This window comes from Alteromonas sp. H02 (genome assembly GCF_059682525.1).
This window is the reverse complement of the sequence record NZ_CM185021.1, coordinates 1,010,050-1,030,202: the sequence shown is the minus strand read 5'-3', so window position 1 is coordinate 1,030,202 and position 20,153 is coordinate 1,010,050. Positions and strand designations below refer to the sequence as shown.

General features: G+C 49.4%; 19 protein-coding genes and 2 pseudogenes. 5 read left to right on the top strand and 16 right to left on the bottom strand.

Annotated elements, in window-relative coordinates; genetic code table 11:
* Positions 1-28: 28 nt before the first annotated feature.
* Together AC566Q_RS04685 and AC566Q_RS04680 are read right to left on the bottom strand one after the other, a co-directional pair.
* Positions 29-1,225 carry an acyltransferase family protein gene (locus AC566Q_RS04685; protein ID WP_499614209.1) on the bottom strand — a complete coding sequence of 399 codons (1,197 nt, stop codon included), beginning with the start codon at positions 1,223-1,225 and terminating at the stop codon, positions 29-31.
* A gap of 22 nt (positions 1,226-1,247) precedes the next feature.
* Positions 1,248-1,844: a CIA30 family protein gene (locus tag AC566Q_RS04680; protein WP_499614206.1), complete on the bottom strand. Its 597-nt coding sequence runs from the start codon at positions 1,842-1,844 to the stop codon at positions 1,248-1,250.
* Positions 1,845-2,037: 193 nt separating this feature from the next.
* On the opposite strand from AC566Q_RS04680, the gene AC566Q_RS04675 reads away from it, so the two are divergent.
* Positions 2,038-3,651: an RNA polymerase sigma factor gene (locus tag AC566Q_RS04675; RefSeq protein ID WP_499614203.1), complete on the top strand. Its 1,614-nt coding sequence runs from the start codon at positions 2,038-2,040 to the stop codon at positions 3,649-3,651.
* Here AC566Q_RS04675 and AC566Q_RS04670 read toward each other — a convergent pair.
* Positions 3,648-3,845 carry a diguanylate cyclase domain-containing protein gene (locus AC566Q_RS04670; RefSeq protein WP_170308471.1) on the bottom strand — a complete coding sequence of 66 codons (198 nt, stop codon included), beginning with the start codon at positions 3,843-3,845 and terminating at the stop codon, positions 3,648-3,650. The two genes, AC566Q_RS04675 and AC566Q_RS04670, sit on opposite strands and share 4 nt — an antisense overlap.
* Positions 3,842-4,684: a sensor domain-containing diguanylate cyclase gene (locus AC566Q_RS04665; protein ID WP_499614198.1), complete on the bottom strand. Its 843-nt coding sequence runs from the start codon at positions 4,682-4,684 to the stop codon at positions 3,842-3,844. The genes AC566Q_RS04670 and AC566Q_RS04665 overlap by 4 nt, the downstream gene beginning before the upstream one ends.
* Before the next feature lie 188 nt (positions 4,685-4,872).
* Between AC566Q_RS04665 and AC566Q_RS04660 the strand changes: the two genes are divergently transcribed.
* Complete coding sequence (locus AC566Q_RS04660) at positions 4,873-5,181, top strand: hypothetical protein (RefSeq protein ID WP_105934794.1); 309 nt, start codon at positions 4,873-4,875, stop codon at positions 5,179-5,181.
* Between the two features lie 220 nt (positions 5,182-5,401).
* On the opposite strand, the gene AC566Q_RS04655 is transcribed toward AC566Q_RS04660, so the two are convergent.
* Positions 5,402-5,743, bottom strand: coding sequence for an FKBP-type peptidyl-prolyl cis-trans isomerase (locus AC566Q_RS04655; RefSeq protein ID WP_105934792.1), 342 nt, complete (start codon positions 5,741-5,743; stop codon positions 5,402-5,404).
* A gap of 12 nt (positions 5,744-5,755) precedes the next feature.
* The gene (gene efpL / locus AC566Q_RS04650; protein WP_105934791.1) at positions 5,756-6,331 is read right to left on the bottom strand and encodes an elongation factor P-like protein EfpL; all 576 of its coding nucleotides are present in this window, start codon (positions 6,329-6,331) and stop codon (positions 5,756-5,758) included.
* Positions 6,332-6,784: 453 nt separating this feature from the next.
* Between efpL and AC566Q_RS04645 the strand changes: the two genes are divergently transcribed.
* Positions 6,785-9,058 carry a S8 family serine peptidase gene (locus tag AC566Q_RS04645; protein ID WP_499614191.1) on the top strand — a complete coding sequence of 758 codons (2,274 nt, stop codon included), beginning with the start codon at positions 6,785-6,787 and terminating at the stop codon, positions 9,056-9,058.
* A 124-nt stretch (positions 9,059-9,182) separates the two neighbouring features.
* Here the strand turns inward: AC566Q_RS04645 and AC566Q_RS04640 are convergent, their stop codons facing one another.
* The 7 genes and pseudogenes from AC566Q_RS04640 to AC566Q_RS04610 all read right to left on the bottom strand — a co-directional run bounded on the left by AC566Q_RS04640 (position 9,183) and on the right by AC566Q_RS04610 (position 15,993).
* Positions 9,183-9,440 (bottom strand): hypothetical protein, encoded by a 258-nt coding sequence (locus AC566Q_RS04640; protein ID WP_105934790.1) that lies wholly within the window; start codon positions 9,438-9,440, stop codon positions 9,183-9,185.
* A gap of 111 nt (positions 9,441-9,551) precedes the next feature.
* Complete coding sequence (locus AC566Q_RS04635) at positions 9,552-9,860, bottom strand: hypothetical protein (RefSeq protein ID WP_105934789.1); 309 nt, start codon at positions 9,858-9,860, stop codon at positions 9,552-9,554.
* Positions 9,861-10,099: 239 nt separating this feature from the next.
* Positions 10,100-11,443 carry a DEAD/DEAH box helicase gene (locus AC566Q_RS04630; protein WP_499614185.1) on the bottom strand — a complete coding sequence of 448 codons (1,344 nt, stop codon included), beginning with the start codon at positions 11,441-11,443 and terminating at the stop codon, positions 10,100-10,102.
* A 316-nt stretch (positions 11,444-11,759) separates the two neighbouring features.
* Complete coding sequence (locus AC566Q_RS04625; RefSeq protein ID WP_499614182.1) at positions 11,760-12,755, bottom strand: TonB-dependent receptor domain-containing protein; 996 nt, start codon at positions 12,753-12,755, stop codon at positions 11,760-11,762.
* Between the two features lie 3 nt (positions 12,756-12,758).
* A complete protein-coding gene (locus AC566Q_RS04620) occupies positions 12,759-13,715 on the bottom strand; it encodes an IS1595-like element ISAma5 family transposase (RefSeq protein WP_499608136.1) in 957 nt (318 codons plus the stop codon).
* Positions 13,696-15,159 (bottom strand): TonB-dependent receptor plug domain-containing protein, encoded by a 1,464-nt coding sequence (locus AC566Q_RS04615; protein WP_499614180.1) that lies wholly within the window; start codon positions 15,157-15,159, stop codon positions 13,696-13,698. Before AC566Q_RS04615 ends, AC566Q_RS04620 begins: the two co-directional genes overlap by 20 nt.
* Before the next feature lie 247 nt (positions 15,160-15,406).
* Positions 15,407-15,993: pseudogene (locus AC566Q_RS04610) on the bottom strand (superoxide dismutase).
* Positions 15,994-16,097: 104 nt separating this feature from the next.
* Between AC566Q_RS04610 and soxR the strand changes: the two are divergent.
* A complete protein-coding gene (soxR, locus tag AC566Q_RS04605; protein ID WP_420836932.1) occupies positions 16,098-16,541 on the top strand; it encodes a redox-sensitive transcriptional activator SoxR in 444 nt (147 codons plus the stop codon).
* 21 nt (positions 16,542-16,562) lie between these two features.
* Here the strand turns inward: soxR and AC566Q_RS04600 are convergent, their stop codons facing one another.
* Together AC566Q_RS04600 and AC566Q_RS04595 are read right to left on the bottom strand one after the other, a co-directional pair.
* Positions 16,563-16,931 carry an MmcQ/YjbR family DNA-binding protein gene (locus tag AC566Q_RS04600; protein WP_105934785.1) on the bottom strand — a complete coding sequence of 123 codons (369 nt, stop codon included), beginning with the start codon at positions 16,929-16,931 and terminating at the stop codon, positions 16,563-16,565.
* A 54-nt stretch (positions 16,932-16,985) separates the two neighbouring features.
* Positions 16,986-17,500: pseudogene (locus tag AC566Q_RS04595) on the bottom strand (GGDEF domain-containing protein).
* A gap of 930 nt (positions 17,501-18,430) precedes the next feature.
* Here AC566Q_RS04595 and AC566Q_RS04590 point away from each other — a divergent pair.
* Positions 18,431-19,144 carry a FadR/GntR family transcriptional regulator gene (locus AC566Q_RS04590; protein WP_499614173.1) on the top strand — a complete coding sequence of 238 codons (714 nt, stop codon included), beginning with the start codon at positions 18,431-18,433 and terminating at the stop codon, positions 19,142-19,144.
* Between the two features lie 9 nt (positions 19,145-19,153).
* Here the strand turns inward: AC566Q_RS04590 and AC566Q_RS04585 are convergent, their stop codons facing one another.
* Positions 19,154-20,152 carry an HlyD family secretion protein gene (locus AC566Q_RS04585; protein WP_499614170.1) on the bottom strand — a complete coding sequence of 333 codons (999 nt, stop codon included), beginning with the start codon at positions 20,150-20,152 and terminating at the stop codon, positions 19,154-19,156.
* Between the last annotated feature and the right edge of the window lies 1 nt (position 20,153).

The window sequence follows — 20,153 nt, the reverse complement described above, 5'->3', positions numbered from 1 at the left end:
AGGCTCCGGCAACGGAGCCTGTTCAGGCTCAACCTGCCCGCTCAGCTACTGGTTTACTCGCGCCGCTAAGGACGTAACTTAACCACGTTCTTTTCACTATCAATTCAAACAAGGTAAAGGCGATAGCCAGGGTAATAAGCGTAATACTGATTAACTTAACTAACCAGTGCAACGGCATTTCAGCAAAGGCCACCTGCAACCACACAACCAATGGCAAATGAATCAGATACAGCCAGTAGGCCCGTCCCGACAGATAACGAATGATCGCATTTGGCTGGCTGAATAACCGCTTACAGACAGTCATTAGTGCTGCCGTCAGCAGCCACATCATGCTGGCATAACACAATACAAACCCGGCTTTGAAGTAAAGGTAGAACTCATGTCCGGGATGCATCTCGTAAGCAGACAGATAAATCGCTCCCACCACGCCAATCCCCAGCCAGGTAAGTCGAAACCAGTTAATATGCATGAAGTCTGCCAGTAAAGACTGGTGTTGGTACAAGCCACATCCGAGCAGAAAAAAGCCTCCATAAATTAGCAACAATGGCATATGGGGCCACAGAGACTTATCTGGCGTATCGAGCCCCCAGTGATCCATCCACCACAAGCAGCCAGCCACCAGCAAACATCGCAGTATCAAACCCGAGGGGCTGGCACATAGCCAGGTCAGAAAACGCCTGCCCACAACGGCCAGTGATTGCGAAGTAGCAGGCACTCGCTCAAGCTGTGTTATCACCACCACAGCGATGGCGGTAAACAGCATCAGGTAGTAGAGAAACCATAAGTGAGTGCCGGTAAATATATCGGCAGGCAGCTCAGTCAGGCTGCTCAGGCCCTGCCATAAGCCGTCTGCTATATCAGCTTCACCAGGCATACTTGCACCACCCATTACCCAGCCAGAGACCAGTAATGGCCTGAGCAGAAACCAGCCGGCGATAAAAGGTAGTCCCAAACGAACTGCCCGTGAAATTGCTAATGCTTTCACACCATATTTTTGCACTGACATACAGGTAAAGAACCCCGCAATCAGAAAAAACAGTGGCATCCGAAATGAGTGACTCACCAGGCTAAAAATACTGATTGCCGGACTGGTATTAATATCCATTACTGCCCAGCCAATAAATACCGGCATAAACGACAATCCGGCGTGAAACACCACGCCAAGTATTAAAGCAAAAGCGCGTAATGCATCAAGATATTCGATGCGCTCGGTAGACATGGTCATGTTGTTTTACCTGCGCTGGAGATTAGTAAAAGCCGATTTCGTCTATCTCAAAATCATAAGCCGACTGCTGCATGGCAAAAGCCACTATGCTCAGGCTATTCAGCGTACTGGCATCCAGTGTGGTCTGTTCTGACCAGGCGCGTTTTAAACTGGTAAATGGCAGCTTAACCTCATGAAATTTACCGTCGGCCTTAACCAGTACCGGCGCGGCATGATAATCAAAGTTTTCGACCTCTGCGCTATTGGCTGAGACTGACATAAGGCCCTGATTGATTTTGACCTTCAAACGGACCCCCTGATACCCGGAGGCGTCCATGGGCTTCCCTTTAGCATCGAGCAGCAGAATCGAACTGGCCCAGGCGGGCTGTCCACGTGGAGGGATGAGATTGCCAGTGAGATGTATTTTCCCGTCCTGGACAGCCACTTCACTTTCACTGCTGCCTCCGGCCACCGTATCATTCATAAACTGGCGCTGCACACCCAGGTTGTTTTGACTCTGATGGCTAAAGTTATCCACCAGTTCCGGTAATTCGTTTGCAGAGGCGCAAACCGGCAGCAGCATCGCCGCGATGGCGAATAATCCAAAAAGGTGGCGCATTGTCTGATTAAGCATAGTCATAATAGGTGTTCTCCATTTAAACCGTTAAAGTAGTATCTCCTCCCGGCAACCAGGGCAGCGCGACGGGATTTAACGGATAAGAGCCAGACAGCATGAGAAAGGTGACAAAAAATGAAAAATTATTTTTTGCATTTTTTGTCACCTTTTATACCAAGGCAGGCACATACACTCAAAGTAGCCAGGAATAGACACCATGAATTTATTTAAAAAGCACTCCTCAGTTGCCGGGCAAGGCGATGCCACACTGGTTATGCTTTCGCTCGGTGGCAACCGGCAAGCCTATAGTGAGATTGTTAGTCGCTACCAGACTCTGCTCTGTTCGCTGGCTTATTCATCTACCGGCGATTTAAGGCACAGCGAAGATATAGCACAGGAGGCTTTCGTTGAGGGCTGGCGTAAACTGGATACTCTGCACGATCCGGAAAAACTCAGGTCCTGGCTTTGTGGTATTTTGCGTTTTAAGGTCAGCCGGCACTATCGCAAAACAGCGAAAGAAACCCAGCATCAGGATATGCCATTAACCGCGGAGCAAGACATCGCTGACGAGGCTGCGCTGGAGCAAACGGCAATAAGTGAACAGCAGCAGGCTTTGTTATGGCAGGTACTTGATCAAATGGAGCCGTTGTATCGTGAACCAATGATTCTGTTTTACCGGGAAGAGCAATCTGTGCAGCGGGTCGCCGAGGAACTGGAACTCAGTGAAGATGCCGTAAAACAGCGTATCTCGCGAGGCCGAAAACTGCTTAAACAGGCCATGTCAGTCTTTGTTGAGGATGCGCTTAAACACAGTAAGCCCGGCGCCGCGTTTACCGTAGCCGTTATGACCATGATCAGTGGTATATCACCACCGGCGAAAGCAGCCGTTATAGGAGGTAGTGCCCTAAAGACCGGTTCGCTGTTTAAATTTGCCTCGCTCGCCGCACTGCTGGCCTCGGTCTCCGGGCTGATTGGTTCATGGTTCAGTCTCAAAGCCAGCCTGGCGCAATCACGTACCAGACGCGAACGGCATCTGGTCAAAAAATCAGTGACGTTGTTTTTTGTGTTCGCAGCCCTCTACATTGCCGGCATGGTGGGACTAAAAGCGCTTTGCTACGTATTCCCGCATTACGCTGTCACTCTGAGCCTACTCTCCCAAACCGTCGTTGCGGGGTTAGTGATCAGTTACGTGATACTGGTGAAAAAAATGTTCAACGCCATGAAAGACCTGCGCGCCCTTGAACGAATAACGCAGCCGGAGGCTTTTATGGCCAGCGCCCATCAGGCAGGCGCTAAACAGCGGGAGTATATCAGCGCCTTCAGGCTGCTGGGCGTACCATTTTGTCATTTTCAGTTTGGCATGCCTGAACATACCGACACGCCAGCCGTGGGTTGGATTGCCGCGGGTTCACAAGCCAGAGGCCTGTTATTTGCCTGGGGCGGCGTGGCAGTAGCGCCGGTGAGTGTAGGGATCATTTCCTTTGGTCTTATCACTATTGGTGGCGTGGGTGTTGGCGTTATTGGTACCGGCACTGTTGCCTTTGGCGTGCTGGCATTTGGTGCCTCAGCCATTGGCTATCAGGCATTTGCTTCTTTGTCGGCAGTTGGCTGGCAAAGTGCCATTAGCGGTGGGTTCTCAATGGCACGAGAAGCAGCGCTCGGGGCAGTGGCCATAGCAACACACGCAAACAATGAGATTGCGGCCGATATTGCCAGGCTCTCTGAATTCCAATGGCTATCAACATGGGTTTTTATGGCTATAGCATTATTAGTGATTGTTCCGGCCATCTGGCATGCCCGCGCCGTCACCCAACGAATGAAAGCAGATTAAATATGAGCCCCCATATAGTAGGCATTTTTATTCTTGTACATGTGCGCATCCGCTTTATCCAGCAATTCATTAAGGGTATGCGCATTGTCGGGATATAGCGCCCAGCCAATACTCGCACTGAGGGTGAGTGAGCAGCCTTCAAATTCAAATTCGGGTTCGAGAGAATGTTCAAACCGCTGGTAGATACTTTTCACAGCATCTTCATGTGGATATTGCTCATCAGCACACCAAACTCGTCGCCGCCAATACGGGCCACTTTGTCCGTAGGTCGAAAAGCCTTTAATAACCGCCTGGCCAGTTCACTGAGCATGCTATCTCCCACCCGGTGGCCCAGTTCGTCATTAACAGCTTTCAAACCATTCATGTCGATAATAAAGACCCCGAATTTCCGCCCCGGATAAGACTTGCACAAAGAATACTCACGATTGAGTTGTTCCATAAAGGCCGAACGATTTAACAGGTTAGTCATTGAATCATGCGTAGCCTGATAAACCAGATTGTCTGTGACAAAGCGGTGACAATAATAAAGCGTGGCGGCCAGTTGCTCTGACACCAGCTTTAAAGCAGCGGTATCCCGCGACGTAAAATGAGGCTTTGCGTGTGAAAAGACTTTGAGCACACCAACCGTGTTGTCATGGTGATGAAGCGGGATCAATAGCATCGAGGCAACACCAATTTCAGCACAGGCTGCCTGGTTGGCCCGACGATTCACGGTAACATCATTGCAAAGTTGTACCTTACCGGTTTGCAAACAAAAACCGGACAGGCTGTTATCGATAGGAATACTATGCCCTAAAAAAGGCTCAGCCACACCGGAGGTTGCGCGGTAAACCATCGCATTGCCTTCTTTAAATTCGATTGCCGCCCCATCGCATTGCACCAGCACCAGGCAGTGTTTAACGATAATTTGCATCACGGAAGTCAGATCCATGCCCACTTTGGCAATAGAGGTTTGCATATCCACAATCGTGGTAAGCTTTTCGCACCGGTCCTGCCAGCTGTCTGCAATATATTCGATTTCGGCTAAGGTCATTTGCCCCCTGCAAGTGATTTTACAAACCGCGAACATGCCTCTGCTCCCTCAGAACACACTACCACTTGTTGATACAACCACTACGCAGATACCTCTAATTTATCTGTCTGGCTAAAAAATTACCAGTTTGACGCTTCATTGAAATTCTCTTAATGTGCGGGTTTTGTTACCCAAAAGTAACAATCCACATGCCTAAGTCCATTTCACTGTTGTTTACCATGGCGTTGTTTACCATGGCGTTGTTTTCAATGAGTTTTAAGGGGATTGCCCAGTCTCCGGAAACGCCCGTCAAGGCGCTGTTTAACGCTATGCGTGCACATGATGGCGAGCAACTGGCAGCGCAGTTCACCAACAGCGCGCTACTGCAACGCGCTGAGCCAGGCGGTAACATAAAAAGCAACGACCTAAGCCAGTTTGCCGGGTTCGTTAGTCAGACCAGCAAACACCTGGATGAAAAGCTGTTAGCTGTTAGCGGTTACCGTGCAACAAAGCGATAACCTGGCCGCAATATGGACGCCCTATGTGTTTTATCTGGATGGCAAACTAAGTCACTGCGGGGTAAATAGCTTCCAACTGGTCAAAACGGGCCCGGACTGGAAGATTCACTATTTAATAGACAATCTGCACGGCGGCGATTGTGAGCAATTTATCAAGCAATATAGTACAGATGGGTAGCTGCGGCGTAACAACCGCCGCAGCGGGAATAGCTGAAAAGTCTTAGTCGTCGCGAGTAAGGACTTCTAACAACTCAATTTCAAAGGTTAAATCGCTGTTCGGCGGAATAATTTCACCAATCTGGCGCTCTGAGTAGGCCAGTTCTGATGGTACCCAAAGTTTTCGCTTGCCGCCCACCTTCATACCCTGCAAGCCAATAAACCAGCCCTGGATAACCTTGTTTTTTGATAACACGGTCTGAAACGGGCGGCCTTTATTATGCGACGAGTCAAACTCGGTGCCACTGGCCAGCCAGCCCCGGTAATGAGCCGTAATTAACGCGCCTTTTTCCGCGGTTTTGCCGTCGCCAACCACCAGGTCTTCAATCTTTACTTCACGAGTCATATTGCACCCGGCCTAGTGCTTATCGGCGCGGCTTTGGAATTTGCGCTCTTCGGTATTAATTTTTACCCACTCCCCGGTGCTGATATATTCAGGCACCTGCACCACCAGGCCGGTCGACAACGTGGCCGGTTTGGTACGGGAAGTGGCTGAGGCCCCTTTAATCGACGGGTCGGTTTCAGTGACTTCCAGTTCCACACTCATCGGTAAATCGAGGGCTACCGGTACGTCACTGACGATAACGACCAGCAGACCATCGGTATCTTCGTTGATAAACAATACCTCGTCAGCAATACTTTCTTTATTAAGGTGATACGGCGTGTAGTCTTCCTTATCCAGAAAAACATATTCGTCACCGTCAATGTAAGAAAACATAGCCGGCCGGCGAACTAAGTCAGCCATTTCGAGCATGTCAGAGTCTTTAAAGGTTTCATCAAACTTAGCACCACTTACCACGTCGTACATCCGCATTCGATAAATACTGCCTCCGGCTCGCCCCTGGGGAACAGAACGGTCAATGTCCCGCACAATGCAGGTTTTCCCGTTAAATACGATGGTGTTATTCTTTTTAATTTCACTCGCCTTTGGCATGATCACTTCCGCTCTTAATGGCCTGCCTGCTGGCATATGCCGGATTAGAAAACCTTATTTTCCGCGATTTTTGCTCCGGTGGAAAGCCTTATCCGGCGGAAAACCTGACAGCTCCGTTTTGTTTACGTTGCAAAAGACCCGCTTTAATGACAACGCTAAGCGTATTTTACTTCTGTGTGAAATGTGTCCATACTTCCCCGCATAAGAATAATAAGTGGTTGTAGTGAGACTCACCCTTGAATACCTGCTCCTGAGCGGACAGGTTGCTTCGCTGTTTGTTCCCCCCCCGCTATACAAAACAAAATACCTTTGTATGGGTAATCATCACGTATTTTGTTAATCGAAAGTTACAATGCATATCACCAAGACTCATGTTGTAGCCGTATTATGAGCCTGCTAATGCACCGTAATACCCCAAAAAACGCTGCGTATTCGTACGTACTTCCTGCTTTAATGATGATTGCACCAGCTACCCTGCTGGCTGCACCAAAGTCAACGGATGACGTTCGCCCTGGTACCGTTTTATATAAAAAACTGAGCGGTGCCTCAGCGAGTGAATTAAAAGGCCTCAATAGTTTGCTCAATAGTCAGGGCTTACTCGCAGAAAAAACATTGCCTAATTCCGGCATTACCATTGCCACGTTCAACGGTAAAGGACGTGAAAAAGCGATTGCCAAAATATTAAAACACAGCGGTTTGGTTGAATTTGCTGAGGCTGATCAGGCCATGGCACCTACCGTTCAGCCTAACGACCCGAGCTTCTCTGGTCAGTGGCATCATAATAACATCAACAGCCAGCGGGCCTGGGATGTCACTACGGGTAGCAACAGCGTGTTAGTAGCAGTTTGTGATACCGGTTTTGATGCGGATCACCCGGATCTGGCGGCTAACCTGCGCACCGACCTGGCTTACAATGCCGAAGAAGGCACCAGTTACATCGAAGACGCCAACGGTCACGGCACCGGCACCGCAGGCACCATCGGTGCGGTGGGCAACAATGGTACCGGCCTTGCCGGGGTAAACTGGAATGTTGATATCATTCCGGTCAGAATTGCCATTAGTGATACCAATAGCTCAGCTTATATTTCTACCATGGCAAAATGTATTGAGTACGCAGCCGACAACGGTGCCCGTGTGGTTAACCTGAGCTATGGCGGTATTCAGTCAGCCACCATCGATGCTGCCGCAAAGTACCTGCGCGATCGCAACGGCCTGCTGTTTATGTCGGCGGGTAATTCCGGCACTGAATACCCCACTTTTCCTGACTACACCAGCTTCGTTGGCGTAGGTGCCACCGATCAAAACGACAATAAAGCTTATTTTTCTGACTGGGGCACTTATGTAGACTTAACTGCACCGGGCGTCAGCATTGGCACCACCTATCTGAATGGTCAGTATATTAATTACAGCGGTACGTCTTTTTCTTCTCCCGTGGTAGCTGGTGTTGCCGCACTAATGGTAGCAGCCAATCCTGGGATTTCGGCGGATGAGATTGAAAATGGTCTTTTCAGCACCGCCAAAGACATCGGCGCCAACGGCGACGATATTGTGTTTGGTCATGGTCTCATAGATGCCCAGGCAGCAGTAAACTATGCGATGAACCTGGGTAATTACACCGCGCCAGTGGCAAGCATCAGCCAAACTTCCAGCTCCGTTACCTTTGGCTCTGCAGTAACTTTCAGCGGCGCAGGATCAACCGATGGCGATGGTAGTATTGTGGCGTATCAGTGGAACCTGGGAGACGGTACCACGTCATCTCAGGCTGAGGTTTCGCATATATATGACGCCGCCGGCACTTATCAGGTTAGCCTGACTGTCACCGATAATGACGGCCTGACCAACTCTGCAACCACACTGCTTCAGGTAACTAACGAAGTACCGGTTGCAGTGATTGATTCGATGGTCACCAGTTATAACATTGGTGATACAGCCTTCTTCAGTGCCTCAGGTTCTTATGACAATGATGGCAAAATCATGCAGTACGCATGGGACTTCGGTAATGGCGACAGTGCTTCCGGCCAGTCGGTCAATTATGCTTACCCAACCGGGGGAAGCTACACCGTTACGCTGACAGTAACAGATGACGCCGGCGCGCTTAACAGCACCAGCATTAATGTTACTGTAGATGACCCTATGGCACTTACTGCTCCACAAAATTTATCAGCAGCGGCCAACGGTCTTGACGTGACCTTAAACTGGACCAATATGAACAATAATGCCGACTACTTCTTTATTGAGCGTGCTGTGAAGTTCCGTGGTAAAACACGTTATGAATCGGTGGGTACCGCAGTTGCAGGTAGCACTGAATATACTGATTCAGTACCGTTTGCCGACAACTACTGGTATCGGGTAACTGCGGTGAATGCCAGCTATGAAGCTACCTCAGCAAGCATTCAGGTATCAGTCTCTGAGACATCTGATCAACCTGCACCACAGCCAGGCACAATGGCAGCGCCGGGTAACCTGTCAGCTTCTCAGAGTGGCAACACTGTTTATCTTAGTTGGGCCGACAACAGCGGTGATGAGCTCGGCTTTTACCTGGAAAGAGGCGTTAAGCAGAAAGGTAAAATCCAGTTTGAACGCATCGCCGTGGTAGGCCAAAACATTACCACAATAACCGACGATGCAAACGTGTTAGCCAGTGGCAATTACGCCTACCGTGTGCAGGCCTACAAAGACGGCGAAGTATCAGCTTACAGCAATACCTTCGAATTGCGCTTAAAGTAAGCCGGTAAAGCCACATCAAAAAAAGCCTGATAAGGTAGCCTTATCAGGCTTTTTCTTTGCCCGGACTGCGGGCTTGCTATAGAGGCTTTATAGTGACTATCTTAAAGGGTCGCCACAAAATCATCTAGTAGTACCAGCTGTGGCAATGCACCTTCCATTGCACCGTTAACCGCAATAGCAGTATACACATTGCTGGCACCTGCACTAAGTCGGTGGCATCGGTAAACTCAGCAGTGGCCAAAGGCTGCTCGTCAGCCAGCATCGCATCAGGGGCCGAGACATAGATACCAACGGTGGGCGCCGCTGACGCTGCGTGGACAATCCGGACCTGAGTATTACCAGCGGTTACCGGCGTTTCGGCACTGGTTACCGGCAACAGCATGAGCGAATCATCGGCTACACCTGCCTACGGCTAAAACGTCATAGTAGGTATCGGCTTCCAGCGCCACAGCGGCCTACAGAACATCCGCGTCGTCTGTTGGCAGGATAGCGATTACGCCAATATCGTAGGTGCCGGTTTCAACCTCAAAGCGGCCTGATAATCAACGCCTTTAAGATTATTGAGGATAGCATCATTGCCCGTAATGCTAACCAACGGCGCATCACAAGAGCCGTGAATGACCCTCACATTGGCAAATTCGGGTTCCGGTTGTGCTATCTCATCATCGTCATCGTCGAATAAGCAACCCGTTAAAAAAATGGCAGACTGCATGCTACAAGGAGCGACATGGTCCTGCTCATCGTTAAGTCCTCGCTGTTGTGTTGTGACGAATACGATTACGAGGTCTTTTTGTGGGAGCATGCTCCTTGCAACTTTTGGCTAACATCATTTGCATTTTGCAAATAGCGTTTAGCCAACTGTCTGAACAGAGCAATTTTCAGATCCAGAAGCCTGTTACCAGCCTCATACTCCATTGCAGCGCCCTTTGGTTCTGATAATACAATGCCAGAACTGAGCCAGGTGAAGATATTACGGCGAAATGATGTACTCAGCTAGAGCCCTGTCAGAAATGCACAGGGCTTTACAGGCTAGCGCTGGCTTCAGGCTTCCACCGCTTTCCGCTTTACCTGAGTATTGACTCTGCGGCGACGCGGTGGGCGTGACTGACTGTTGTTATCAGCCGCTTTATCAGAGCGTGGTTGGTTGTTACCGGTGCGTTGAGGCTTACCGGCCGCTTCTGACGAACTGGACTTAGGCTTCTTCGGCTTTTTAATTTTCTTTGGAGGTAACAGTTTGGTTTCTGGTAAAGACTGATTAGGTTCAAACCCAGCCAGACTCTCGCGCGGAATCAGCAACTGAATAAGTCGTTCAATATCCTGCAATTGTTCAATTTCATCGGCGCTTACCAATGACCACGCCTGACCCGCAGAACCGGCCCGGCCTGTTCTGCCAATACGGTGCACATAGTCGGCAGCAGTGTTGGGCAAGTCAAGGTTTATCACAACAGGCAGCTCACTAATATCAATACCACGAGCGGCTATATCCGTCGCAACCAGCACTTTTACACGGCCATCCTTAAACGCTTTGAGTGCCGTTGTTCGCGCTCCCTGGCTTTTGTTGCCATGGATGGCTGCGCTGGGCAGACCGGCACTCTCGAGTTTGGCTGCAATTCGGTTGGCGCCATGTTTAGTGCGACTGAATACCAGCACCTGTTGCCAGCCCTGAGTCTTAATCAGTTTGGTCAGTGCCGCAATCTTGCGTGATTTATCCACCGGCACCAGTTGCTGCTCAATCTTCTCAACCGTTGTATTAGCCGGCGTGACCGCCAGTTTAATCGGATTACGGGTAATCGACTCAGCCAACGACATCACATTGTCGGCAAAGGTGGCCGAGAATAACAGCGACTGGCGCTGCGCAGGCAGTAACTTAAGAATACGCTTAATGTCGTGGATAAAGCCCATATCGAGCATGCGGTCGGCTTCGTCCAGTACCAGGATTTCCAGTTGCTCAAACTTCACTGCATTTTGCTGATACAAATCCAGTAAACGGCCCGGTGTTGCCACCAGCACATCCACGCCGGAACGCAGTATCTTCATTTGCGGATTTATACCCACACCACCAAACACCACCGCACTTTTTAACCGCAGGTGGGTTTTGTATTCACGAATATTGGTTTCAACCTGCGCCGCAAGCTCGCGGGTTGGCGTAAGAATAAGCGCACGCACATGATTAGCTTTGGGTTTCGGACCCGCCGCCAGACGTTGCAGAACCGGCAGGGCAAAGCCTGCGGTTTTACCGGTACCGGTTTGCGCTGCGGCCAGCACATCACGGCCGGTCAAAATAGCCGGGATCGCCTCTTGCTGAATCGGCGAAGGCGAACTGTAGCCCTTCTCTTTAATAGATTTAAGAAGTGGGTCACACAGCCCTAGTTGACTAAAAGACATAATACCTCGGTGTATTAGTTAGTACGAAATAATGAGTCCATGCACGACTCGCAGTTGCACGAAAGAAAAAGGCTATCGGTGTTTACCTGGCTCATATCAGACGGTCAGAATGTGAATCTCTAAGGGGACTTACTCGGACTAACGGAAGAAGCGTGAAGCAAATTGAAATAGTATCTTTCAAAGGCGCACGAATAGTACCATCCTTTGGGTGCGCCCGCCAGATTATTTTTTAAACAACCACTGTAAACGGAAAACGCCCACCCATTAAAAAAGCGGCCCACAGGCCGCTTATGCAAAAGAATCCGGATTAGCGAAATTAAAAGCTAACGGTTACGCCAGCCCAGAAGTTTCTGGCTCTGTCTTTAACGTTGTAATCGTCGGTAAAGTTAACTTCACTCACTACACCGCGCCCGGTGAGGTATTCAAACTGACCATCATTGTTCAGGTCGTCGTAGGTAACCGAATAAGTAGTAAAGTCTCTGTCGAGCAGGTTGTTAACCCGTAAATTCAGGATCACGCTGTCGTTTAACTGCCAGCGTGCGCCTAAGTGCAGCATGGCGAAGTTTTTAAAATACAGCTCACGATCCAGGGTTGAATCGTAACCTCGATAGCGATCTGAACGGTACTCACCCTGCAAATATACGTTTAAGTCGGCATTCACCTGCCAGGTGATATTACCGTTAGCCATGTGCTCTGCGGTGTTAGTGAGAGGCAAGCCGGCCTCCGGGCCACTTTTTTGTTCACTGTCGGTCCAGGTATAGTTAAGGTAAACAGACCAGTCTTCGCTAATACCGTAACGGCCGGCCATTTCGATCCCCTGCAACTCAACTTCGTCGATATTAATACGCTGGCTGTAGGTATCGTAACCGAGTTCGTCATATTCACCCAGGTTTACACAAGGGCGAACACCACCGGTAGTATTGCAGCTCTGCACCGTATCACCTTGGGCAATCTTGTCTTCAAAATCTGTTTTAAAGTATGTGATGTTGAAGTTGTGCGCATCGCGGCTCCAGTAAACCGCGATTTCAGAGTTTACACTGGTTTCAGGTGTCAGATCTGGGTTTCCGGCAAAGGGGCTGGTGCCCTGACCACCAAAACCAATAATACCGTCGTACAAATCGGTCGTTTGCGGGGTTTTGTAGCCAGTGCTCACACCGCCTTTTACAGTCCAGTAATCAGTTATGTTATACACCGCATAAACTCGCGGCGAAGTCTGGCTACCAAAAACATCGTGCTCGTCGTAGCGGAAACCAGCAGTCAGGGTCATGTTATCAATAATGCCCCAGTTATCCTCGGCAAACAGGGAATACATTGGCTATGTTCGGATTAACTGTTGTTGAATCGAAAAGAGCCTGTTTCCGTTAAGGTTTTCTGGGTTATCCATAAACCTGAACCAACCAAGGTAATGTTCTAGGTATTTTGTGGCTACTCCGTGAAACCGTTTTATCCACGCTTTCAGACGACTGTGATAGGCGTTAACATTTTGAATATGAAAGACTTTATCTATCACCTTAACACCTCCCGCCACGTCTAAGCGCTTGTGTATTAAATCATTTTTCTCAGAAAGAGCTATGTAGGGCTTATATCCATCACTACATAACACACTGTCTTTCTCTAATTTTCCTGCTAGCTCCTGATGCAGAGTTGCCGATGTAACACTTGGCACAACGGCCTCATATGTATTCTTGGCTCTGTCTCTGACCGTTAAAACGGGCACCCAGTCATCTTTTGAACGCCCTCGTTTTTTCGCTTTCATCCCTCTTTTGCGGGGCTGACGAGTCATCCGTTTTGAGCCTTTCTCTGAGTAGGGAAAAAGTGTTTCGTCAGCCTCGATAATACCTTCTAGTTTGCTCGCCTTCAGTGCTGATGGTAGCGCCAAGAATCGATGCCGCCACCTGAACGATGTTTCAAGGTGGAGACCACATTCTTCGGCACATTTACGCAATGGCTTACTGTCCAGCATACAGCGAATATATTCTAACCACAGCTCTTTGTATCTTAGTCGAGCTAGCGGTGTCGCCGTTGTCGCTACAAAGGTTTTGCCGCAGTTCTTGCAGCGATAACGCTGCATCTTGTTTACCTTGCCGTGCCGATTGATCAGTGAGCTATGACAGTGCGGGCACTCAGGGTTTTCAACCATCCGCTCCTCAAGCTCTGTTATCAACTGTGAGACGCTATCAGTGCCTTTCAGCAGCTTCTCAACATAACGGGTTTGGCTATCTGTTAAGTGTTCTAACTCGGCTATAAGCTTTCTAAATTGTGCTGGGAGCATAATCAACCCTCAATAACTGTATCCATATACAGTATAGCAACAATTTAGCAGAACATAGCCAATACATTTTTTGTTCCTGCACGGCACCGGGTTCGCCGGACTCAAGACCAAATACGCCGTCTTTAAGCTCGCCGTCGATGACCTGCGCGCCAAGCACAAAATTATGATCGCCAGCTAAGTCTTCAACCGGAATATCAAAGCGTAAATCAAAGGTATACTGACTGCTGTCGAGCGGACGTGCCGGACGCGGCAGAAACGTTTGTTCGGCCAGATCCCGCCGGTCTTCTTCACTCATGCCTTCGTATTCACCGGTACCGTCGTACATGGCTTGTAGCAACTGACGTTCCGCCACACTCAGCGGTAACGTACGGCCATTGTTCTGAGTATCAACGTAGGCCAGTGAGGCAGCAACGGTACCAAAGTTCAGCTTACCATCGTAAGTTAATGACCACCACTGACGGTCAAATTCCTGCTCTGCGGCATATCCGGCACGCGGATTTACCTGCCCACGGCGGTCCTGCCATAAACTTTCAATGCTATCGCGGGTCCCCAGCGGATAAAGAATTTCACCGGTATCCAGGTTAAATTCAGGCGTGTTATCATACTGCTGATGTGAATCATCAAAATCGAAACCAATTTCGTGGCCGTCAGCAGGCGTGTAATTAAGGCTGAAACCATAATGTTTGCTGTCGTTATCCACCGTGCGACCACCGCCACCAAAACCCAGTGAACGCATATGCACAACGCCATTCGGGTCGATTGCCGGTGCCAGTTGTGGCGTAGACGCCTGCTGCTCATAAACACTACCGCGAATACCGACGCTTAACAGGTTTTCAATTAACGGGCCGGTTACTGAAAAGTCGGTAGTGATGTCATCACCAAAATCGTCGTTGGTTTGCAGACTGCGGCCAAAGGTAATGTTGCCGCCCCACTCAATGCGGTGCTTTTTAGTGATCACGTTAATGACACCACCTAGCGCGTCTGCACCGTAAAGCGTTGACGCTGGTCCACGAATGACTTCGATTCGTTCAATGGTGTCGAGCGGTGGCATATGATTGAATGCGTTGCCACCAAAGTTGTTTGGATAAATATCACCATGGTTATTCTGACGACGCCCGTCGATCAATAGTAGTGTGTACTCGCCGGTAAGACCACGCATACTCACGCTGCCTTTGCCGGTTTTATCACGGGTCGTGCCAATATCAATACCTTCCTGAAACTGCACCGCATCGAGTAAAGAGGTAAACGAACGGGTTTTAAGATCCTCTGCGGTGATCACAGAAATACTGGCCGGTGCTTCGGTAATTTTTTGTTCAAAACCGGTTGCCGATACTACAACGTGTTCAATATCTGCGCTATCTGGTACTGCTGTAGCCAGAGCGGCGGGCATCATTCCTAACTGGATGGCGAGTGCCAAACAAGAATATCCAAAACGAGATTTCATGAGTTTCCTATGTGTGTGTGCGTTGTTCAGTGTGTGTTTTTATGGGGGCTTATAGTAAACAACTAAAAAGCAAAGTCAACGCAAACGATAGTAATTATCATTTAGATTGTTAAATAATTCGTATTTGGTTAATTTGGATCAATAAAGTCGGCCTTATTCAAGTAGTCTAAGGCCAACTTTGCAGGCGATGAATAAATAGCAACTTAAGCAAGCCAAGGCTTACTCAGGGTGCTATTGCAGTTACCGCTTATTCGCCGGTTAAATTGGTCAACGCAAAGTCCCAGTTAACCAGTTGCCAGAAGGCATCCAGATAGGCCGGCCTGGCATTGCGGTGATCAATATAATAAGCATGCTCCCAGACATCCACGGTAAGTAAAGGCTTGAGGCCCTCATGGGCAATCGGTGTATCGGCATTAGCGGTGTTAACATCAACAACTCGCCGGCAGAGTTAAGCGCCAGCCAGGTCCAGCCGGAACCAAAATTGTTAATGGCTTGCTGAGTGAACTCGGTTTTAAAGGCATCAACCGACGCCCAGTTTTCCTCAATAACCGCTTTCAGAGTTTCTGGCGGCTCTCCACCACCGACAGGTGACAGGCATTGCCAGAAGAAAGTATGATTCCACACCTGAGCGGCGTTATTAAAAACCGGCCCTGTGCTGGCTGCAATAATGTCTTCCATCGACTGGCTGGCGTAATCAGTACCGGCGACCAAATCATTAAGTTTATTGACGTAGGTCGCATGATGCTTGCCATAGTGATATTCCAGCGTTTCCCGGGACATCGCTGGTGCTAGGGCATCTTTTGCATAAGGTAAATCGGGTAAAGTAAAACTCATCTTTGTCTCCTGACTCAAATAGTGGATAGCGCAAATTTGACTAGTCGACACAAATACTAAAACCTCATGTATACTTGAGGTCAATAACTTTTTTGGGGATGATGATGGATAACACACTAAGTGTTGGTGATGTCGCCAGGCGCAGCGGCGTGGCCGTTTCTACGCTTCATTACTATGAAGAAAAAGGATTAATTCAGAGCCTGCGCACGCAGGGCAAGCAACGCCGCTACCACCGCAGTATTCTGCGCAGGGTGGCGATTATTCGTATCGCTAAACAGGCCGGTATTTCGTTAAGGATCATAAAATCACATCTGGAAAAATTCCCCACCCGCGAAGTCTCTCCTTCTGACTGGCAGCAGATGAGCAGTGAATGGCGGGCGATGCTGAACGAGCGCATTCTGAGCCTGACCCAGCTCAGGGATAAGCTCGACAGCTGCATTGGTTGTGGTTGTCTCTCTTTACGTGACTGTCCACTAAGAAACCCAGAGGATAAGCTGGGCGAAGAGGGGCCGGGGGCAAGAATCCTCGAGGAAGAGAGACAGAGTTAAACCATAGGTGTAAAAATTGGTTCAGTTAATATCTGCGATGCCCAGTTCCTGCCGCTTACGTTTGCTCAGGCCTAGCGCCACGATTCGATAGGACTCGCTGAGATAATATTTTAAGTCGTCATCAAGGGAGCCGGATGTACCGGTTTGCTGGATCCACTTCATACCGCGACTCGCCAGGTAAGGCGCCGGAATGTAGCCCTCAGCCTGACATAAAAATTCGAAGTTGAGCGGTGAGGTTTTAAAAGTATAGGCTGGCGTGCCAGCTTTCGAGCGACTGCCGATGGCGAACACTTTACCGCCAACTTTCCAGACCTCAGAGTTCCCCCACTGCACCACATGCGTAGTGGCTTTGAACGTCCGGCAATAGGTATTAAAGGCGTGATGATTCATGGTTAATCCGTTGTCAGAGGCTGCAGTATTCTGTTAGCGGGCGACGCTTGCTACTCAGCTGAACACATACACCAGATTGCGCCCTTCCCGCTTCGCGGAATACAACGCCTGATCTGCCTGTGAGTACAGATGTTCCCAGTCGTAGAGCACTTCATGAGACACCGCTATGCCAATACTGACCGTAATAGTAACCTGTTTATCACCCTGTTTAAATCGCAGCTCAGACACTTTATGTCTAAGCCTGTCGGCAACGCCCTGGGCCCGCTCGGTAGAGACGCCTGGTAGCAGGATAGCAAACTCTTCCCCCCCATACGACCCACAATATCGGTTTGCCGCAGTCCTTCTGCTAATATTTTCCCAACCCGACTGAGTACCTCATCGCCAAAGGTGTGGCCGAACTGATCGTTCACTTGTTTAAAGTGATCGATATCGACCATCAACAGGGAATGGCAGGTTTGATCATCGGCGGATAACGATTTCGCGGCTTTTTGCACAAAGGCGCGGCGGGTAGGCAACCCGGTTAATTCATCAAGGTTGGCGAGTTTCTGCCATTGCCGGCGCTGATTCATCACATGTAATAATGGTAGCACCAGCGCCGTAGCCACGGTTAATAACAGGTGCGAGAGCAAGACGATATTGAACAGATAGCGGGTATCCGAGTCCTGGGCAGCCAGCATTTGCACCAGCATTACAATCCCCTGCAAAAACAATACAAAGGCGTGCAACAATAGCAGCACACGCAACACCAGATAGACACTTTTATAGGGAGACTTGCGTTGATAAAACAGCCCTTCGGTCATCACAAACATAAGCGCCATGCCCACAGAGGCCACCACATTAACCATTGTTGAATAAAACCCGGCCACCGTAATGACTGCGCTGCCAACCACAAAAATACTTCTTACCCGGCGGTAAAATTTTATCGAGCCTGGTGACAATTCGAATTTGTTCAGCCCGCAGTAAAGTCCAAAGGAAGCGGTAAATAAAAGCAGACAAGCCAGTGTGTTGACGGCCTGCAATCCCTCTGCTGCATGAGCAATGACAGACGCACCAATACCTGCCGCGAATAAGGCACAGGAAACAGACCAGTACAAATAAGACTGGTTGCGCTGTTGCGCTCTGTACACAGCAAAAAAATAAACGCTGACCAGCACATTGATGGCGAAAGCCATCGCAATACCGGTGGGAAGGCCAGACGACATGAAGCGTGAAATCTCCACCAGACACCAGAGTTGTAATATAGTCAAAAGTATAACAACTTGGCCGCCCGTAACCTCATCTGATAGGTATAACCCCGGCAATATAGGTGTAATTAATTATACCCAAGTATTCTTATCAGAAGGCTTCTATAATTTCAGCTTAGTCCCATATCATTGGTCTAAAAGTAAATATTCACAAGATACAAACTCGGAAAACCGGTGCGCCACATCCTTGACTATTTGATGGTTGGCGATATTCTCGACCATTTAGATCATTGTTAGAAAGAGCCTGTCATTATTATGCAAGTGGATGCAGTCAAAGTTCGCCGTCTTTATCTGGAAGTTGCGACTCAAATAGAACAGCAAATTCAGAGCGGCCAGATTGGCCCGGGCGAGCGCTTGCCTTCCGAAAGGGATCTGGCCAGTCGCTTTGAAGTCAGCCGGCCAACTATTCGGGAAGCCATGATTGCACTGGAGATAGCCGGTTTAGTCGAAATTAAAACTGGCTCGGGCATCTATGTTCTGGCCCAAACGGAAACACTCGCCCCTCATAGTCTTGATGACGTTCCGGGGCCGTTTGAAGTCCTCGAGGCACGGCTGCTGATTGAGCCTCAAGCTGCCAGTCTTGCTGCCGCCCGGATCAGCAAAGCCCAGTTAAAAAGCATTGAGCAAGCAGTGCAGATCATGGGCGATGCCAACTCCTCAGAACACCAAAAAGAGCAGGCAGACGAACTTTTTCATGTCACTATTGCCCAGGCCACCGATAACAGTGCCCTGGCATCAACCATTAAATGGTTGTGGGAACTCAGAAACCAGTCTGCGCTGAGCTCACGCTTTCACCAGCGCGTGCGGGAGCTGGGCGTTCAACCTTATGTGGAAGAACACCGAAAAATCTTTAATGCGCTAAAACTCCGCGATCCGGAACGCGCCAGAACCGCTATGCATCACCATATTTCAAATGCAATTGAACAGGATATGTCGGTGTTGGATCTGCATGACAACGAGGACGATTAGTCGGCGTTATCAGGCATCATTGCCGGAAATACTTACCGTTGCGCTCATACCGGATACCAGAGTATAGCCATCAGGCAAGGCAGAAGTATCAAGGTGAATTCTTACCGGTACCCGCTGAGCCAGGCGCACCCAGCTAAAAGTCGGGGTGATATCGCTTAACATATCGGCACTGGTCGCTGCGGCATTATCGGCAATCCCACTGGCAATACTATCTACCCTGCCTGGCACTTTAATATCGCCGGCCATAAGAATTACCTCCGCTTTATCACCTACACGGATCCGTGGCAGCTTGGTTTCCTCGAAGTAACCGTATACCCACATCCCGTCACGCTTTACCAGGGCCAGACTCGCAACGCCTGAAGTAACGTAATCTCCCTGCTTCACATTGAGATTTGTAACAGTACCATCAACTGCCGCTGTCACCCGGGTACGGGCATAGTCCAGTTCGGCAAGTGCCAGTTGGTTTTCGATTTGTTTTACGGCCGCCTGGGCTCGAATAGTGTTGGCGGTTGCGAGTTTAGCCTGTGCCAGTGCTTGCTGCAGCTGGGCATAAGCTTCTTCCGCCAGGGCCTTGCTATCATGGATTTCCTCATTCGAGACCGCTTTATTCAGCCTGGCACGTCGTTCAGCCCGCTCATTCAGGTTCGCATAGTAAGTCTCGCTGGCCGCTACAGCAGACTCAGCAATGGCTTCGTTTGCTCTTGCCGCAATAACGGCGGCCTTTGCTTCGGCCAAATCGGCTTCGGCTGCTTTAACATTTTGCGCATAGCGAGCGGGATCAATGACGAATAGCAGATCGCCTTTACGCACGGCCTGATTATCTTTTACCGCAACCTCAGTGACCAAACCGGACACATCACCGGCAACTTTGATGATGTCAGCTCTTACACGCCCGTCCCGAGTCCATGGCTGGGTAGTAAAATGGTGCCAGGCCAGATAAGCACCATAAGTTGCTATGGTTACCATTAACAGGGTCACCAGTACCCGTGCAGATAAAATGTGTTTCATA

Excerpts from the sequence above, each read along its gene's own strand:
- AC566Q_RS04685 (WP_499614209.1), bottom strand. The coding sequence starts at position 1,225 with ATGACCATGTCTACCGAGCGCATCGAATATCTTGATGCATTACGCGCT.
- AC566Q_RS04680 (WP_499614206.1), bottom strand. The coding sequence starts at position 1,844 with ATGACTATGCTTAATCAGACAATGCGCCACCTTTTTGGATTATTCGCC.
- AC566Q_RS04675 (WP_499614203.1), top strand. The coding sequence starts at position 2,038 with ATGAATTTATTTAAAAAGCACTCCTCAGTTGCCGGGCAAGGCGATGCC.
- AC566Q_RS04665 (WP_499614198.1), bottom strand. The coding sequence starts at position 4,684 with ATGACCTTAGCCGAAATCGAATATATTGCAGACAGCTGGCAGGACCGG.
- AC566Q_RS04660 (WP_105934794.1), top strand. The coding sequence starts at position 4,873 with ATGCCTAAGTCCATTTCACTGTTGTTTACCATGGCGTTGTTTACCATG.
- AC566Q_RS04655 (WP_105934792.1), bottom strand. The coding sequence starts at position 5,743 with ATGACTCGTGAAGTAAAGATTGAAGACCTGGTGGTTGGCGACGGCAAA.
- efpL (WP_105934791.1), bottom strand. The coding sequence starts at position 6,331 with ATGCCAAAGGCGAGTGAAATTAAAAAGAATAACACCATCGTATTTAAC.
- AC566Q_RS04645 (WP_499614191.1), top strand. The coding sequence starts at position 6,785 with ATGATGATTGCACCAGCTACCCTGCTGGCTGCACCAAAGTCAACGGAT.
- AC566Q_RS04640 (WP_105934790.1), bottom strand. The coding sequence starts at position 9,440 with ATGCTGTTGCCGGTAACCAGTGCCGAAACGCCGGTAACCGCTGGTAAT.
- AC566Q_RS04635 (WP_105934789.1), bottom strand. The coding sequence starts at position 9,860 with ATGCTCCCACAAAAAGACCTCGTAATCGTATTCGTCACAACACAACAG.
- AC566Q_RS04630 (WP_499614185.1), bottom strand. The coding sequence starts at position 11,443 with ATGTCTTTTAGTCAACTAGGGCTGTGTGACCCACTTCTTAAATCTATT.
- AC566Q_RS04625 (WP_499614182.1), bottom strand. The coding sequence starts at position 12,755 with ATGTATTCCCTGTTTGCCGAGGATAACTGGGGCATTATTGATAACATG.
- AC566Q_RS04620 (WP_499608136.1), bottom strand. The coding sequence starts at position 13,715 with ATGCTCCCAGCACAATTTAGAAAGCTTATAGCCGAGTTAGAACACTTA.
- AC566Q_RS04615 (WP_499614180.1), bottom strand. The coding sequence starts at position 15,159 with ATGAAATCTCGTTTTGGATATTCTTGTTTGGCACTCGCCATCCAGTTA.
- soxR (WP_420836932.1), top strand. The coding sequence starts at position 16,098 with ATGGATAACACACTAAGTGTTGGTGATGTCGCCAGGCGCAGCGGCGTG.
- AC566Q_RS04600 (WP_105934785.1), bottom strand. The coding sequence starts at position 16,931 with ATGAATCATCACGCCTTTAATACCTATTGCCGGACGTTCAAAGCCACT.
- AC566Q_RS04590 (WP_499614173.1), top strand. The coding sequence starts at position 18,431 with ATGCAAGTGGATGCAGTCAAAGTTCGCCGTCTTTATCTGGAAGTTGCG.
- AC566Q_RS04585 (WP_499614170.1), bottom strand. The coding sequence starts at position 20,152 with ATGAAACACATTTTATCTGCACGGGTACTGGTGACCCTGTTAATGGTA.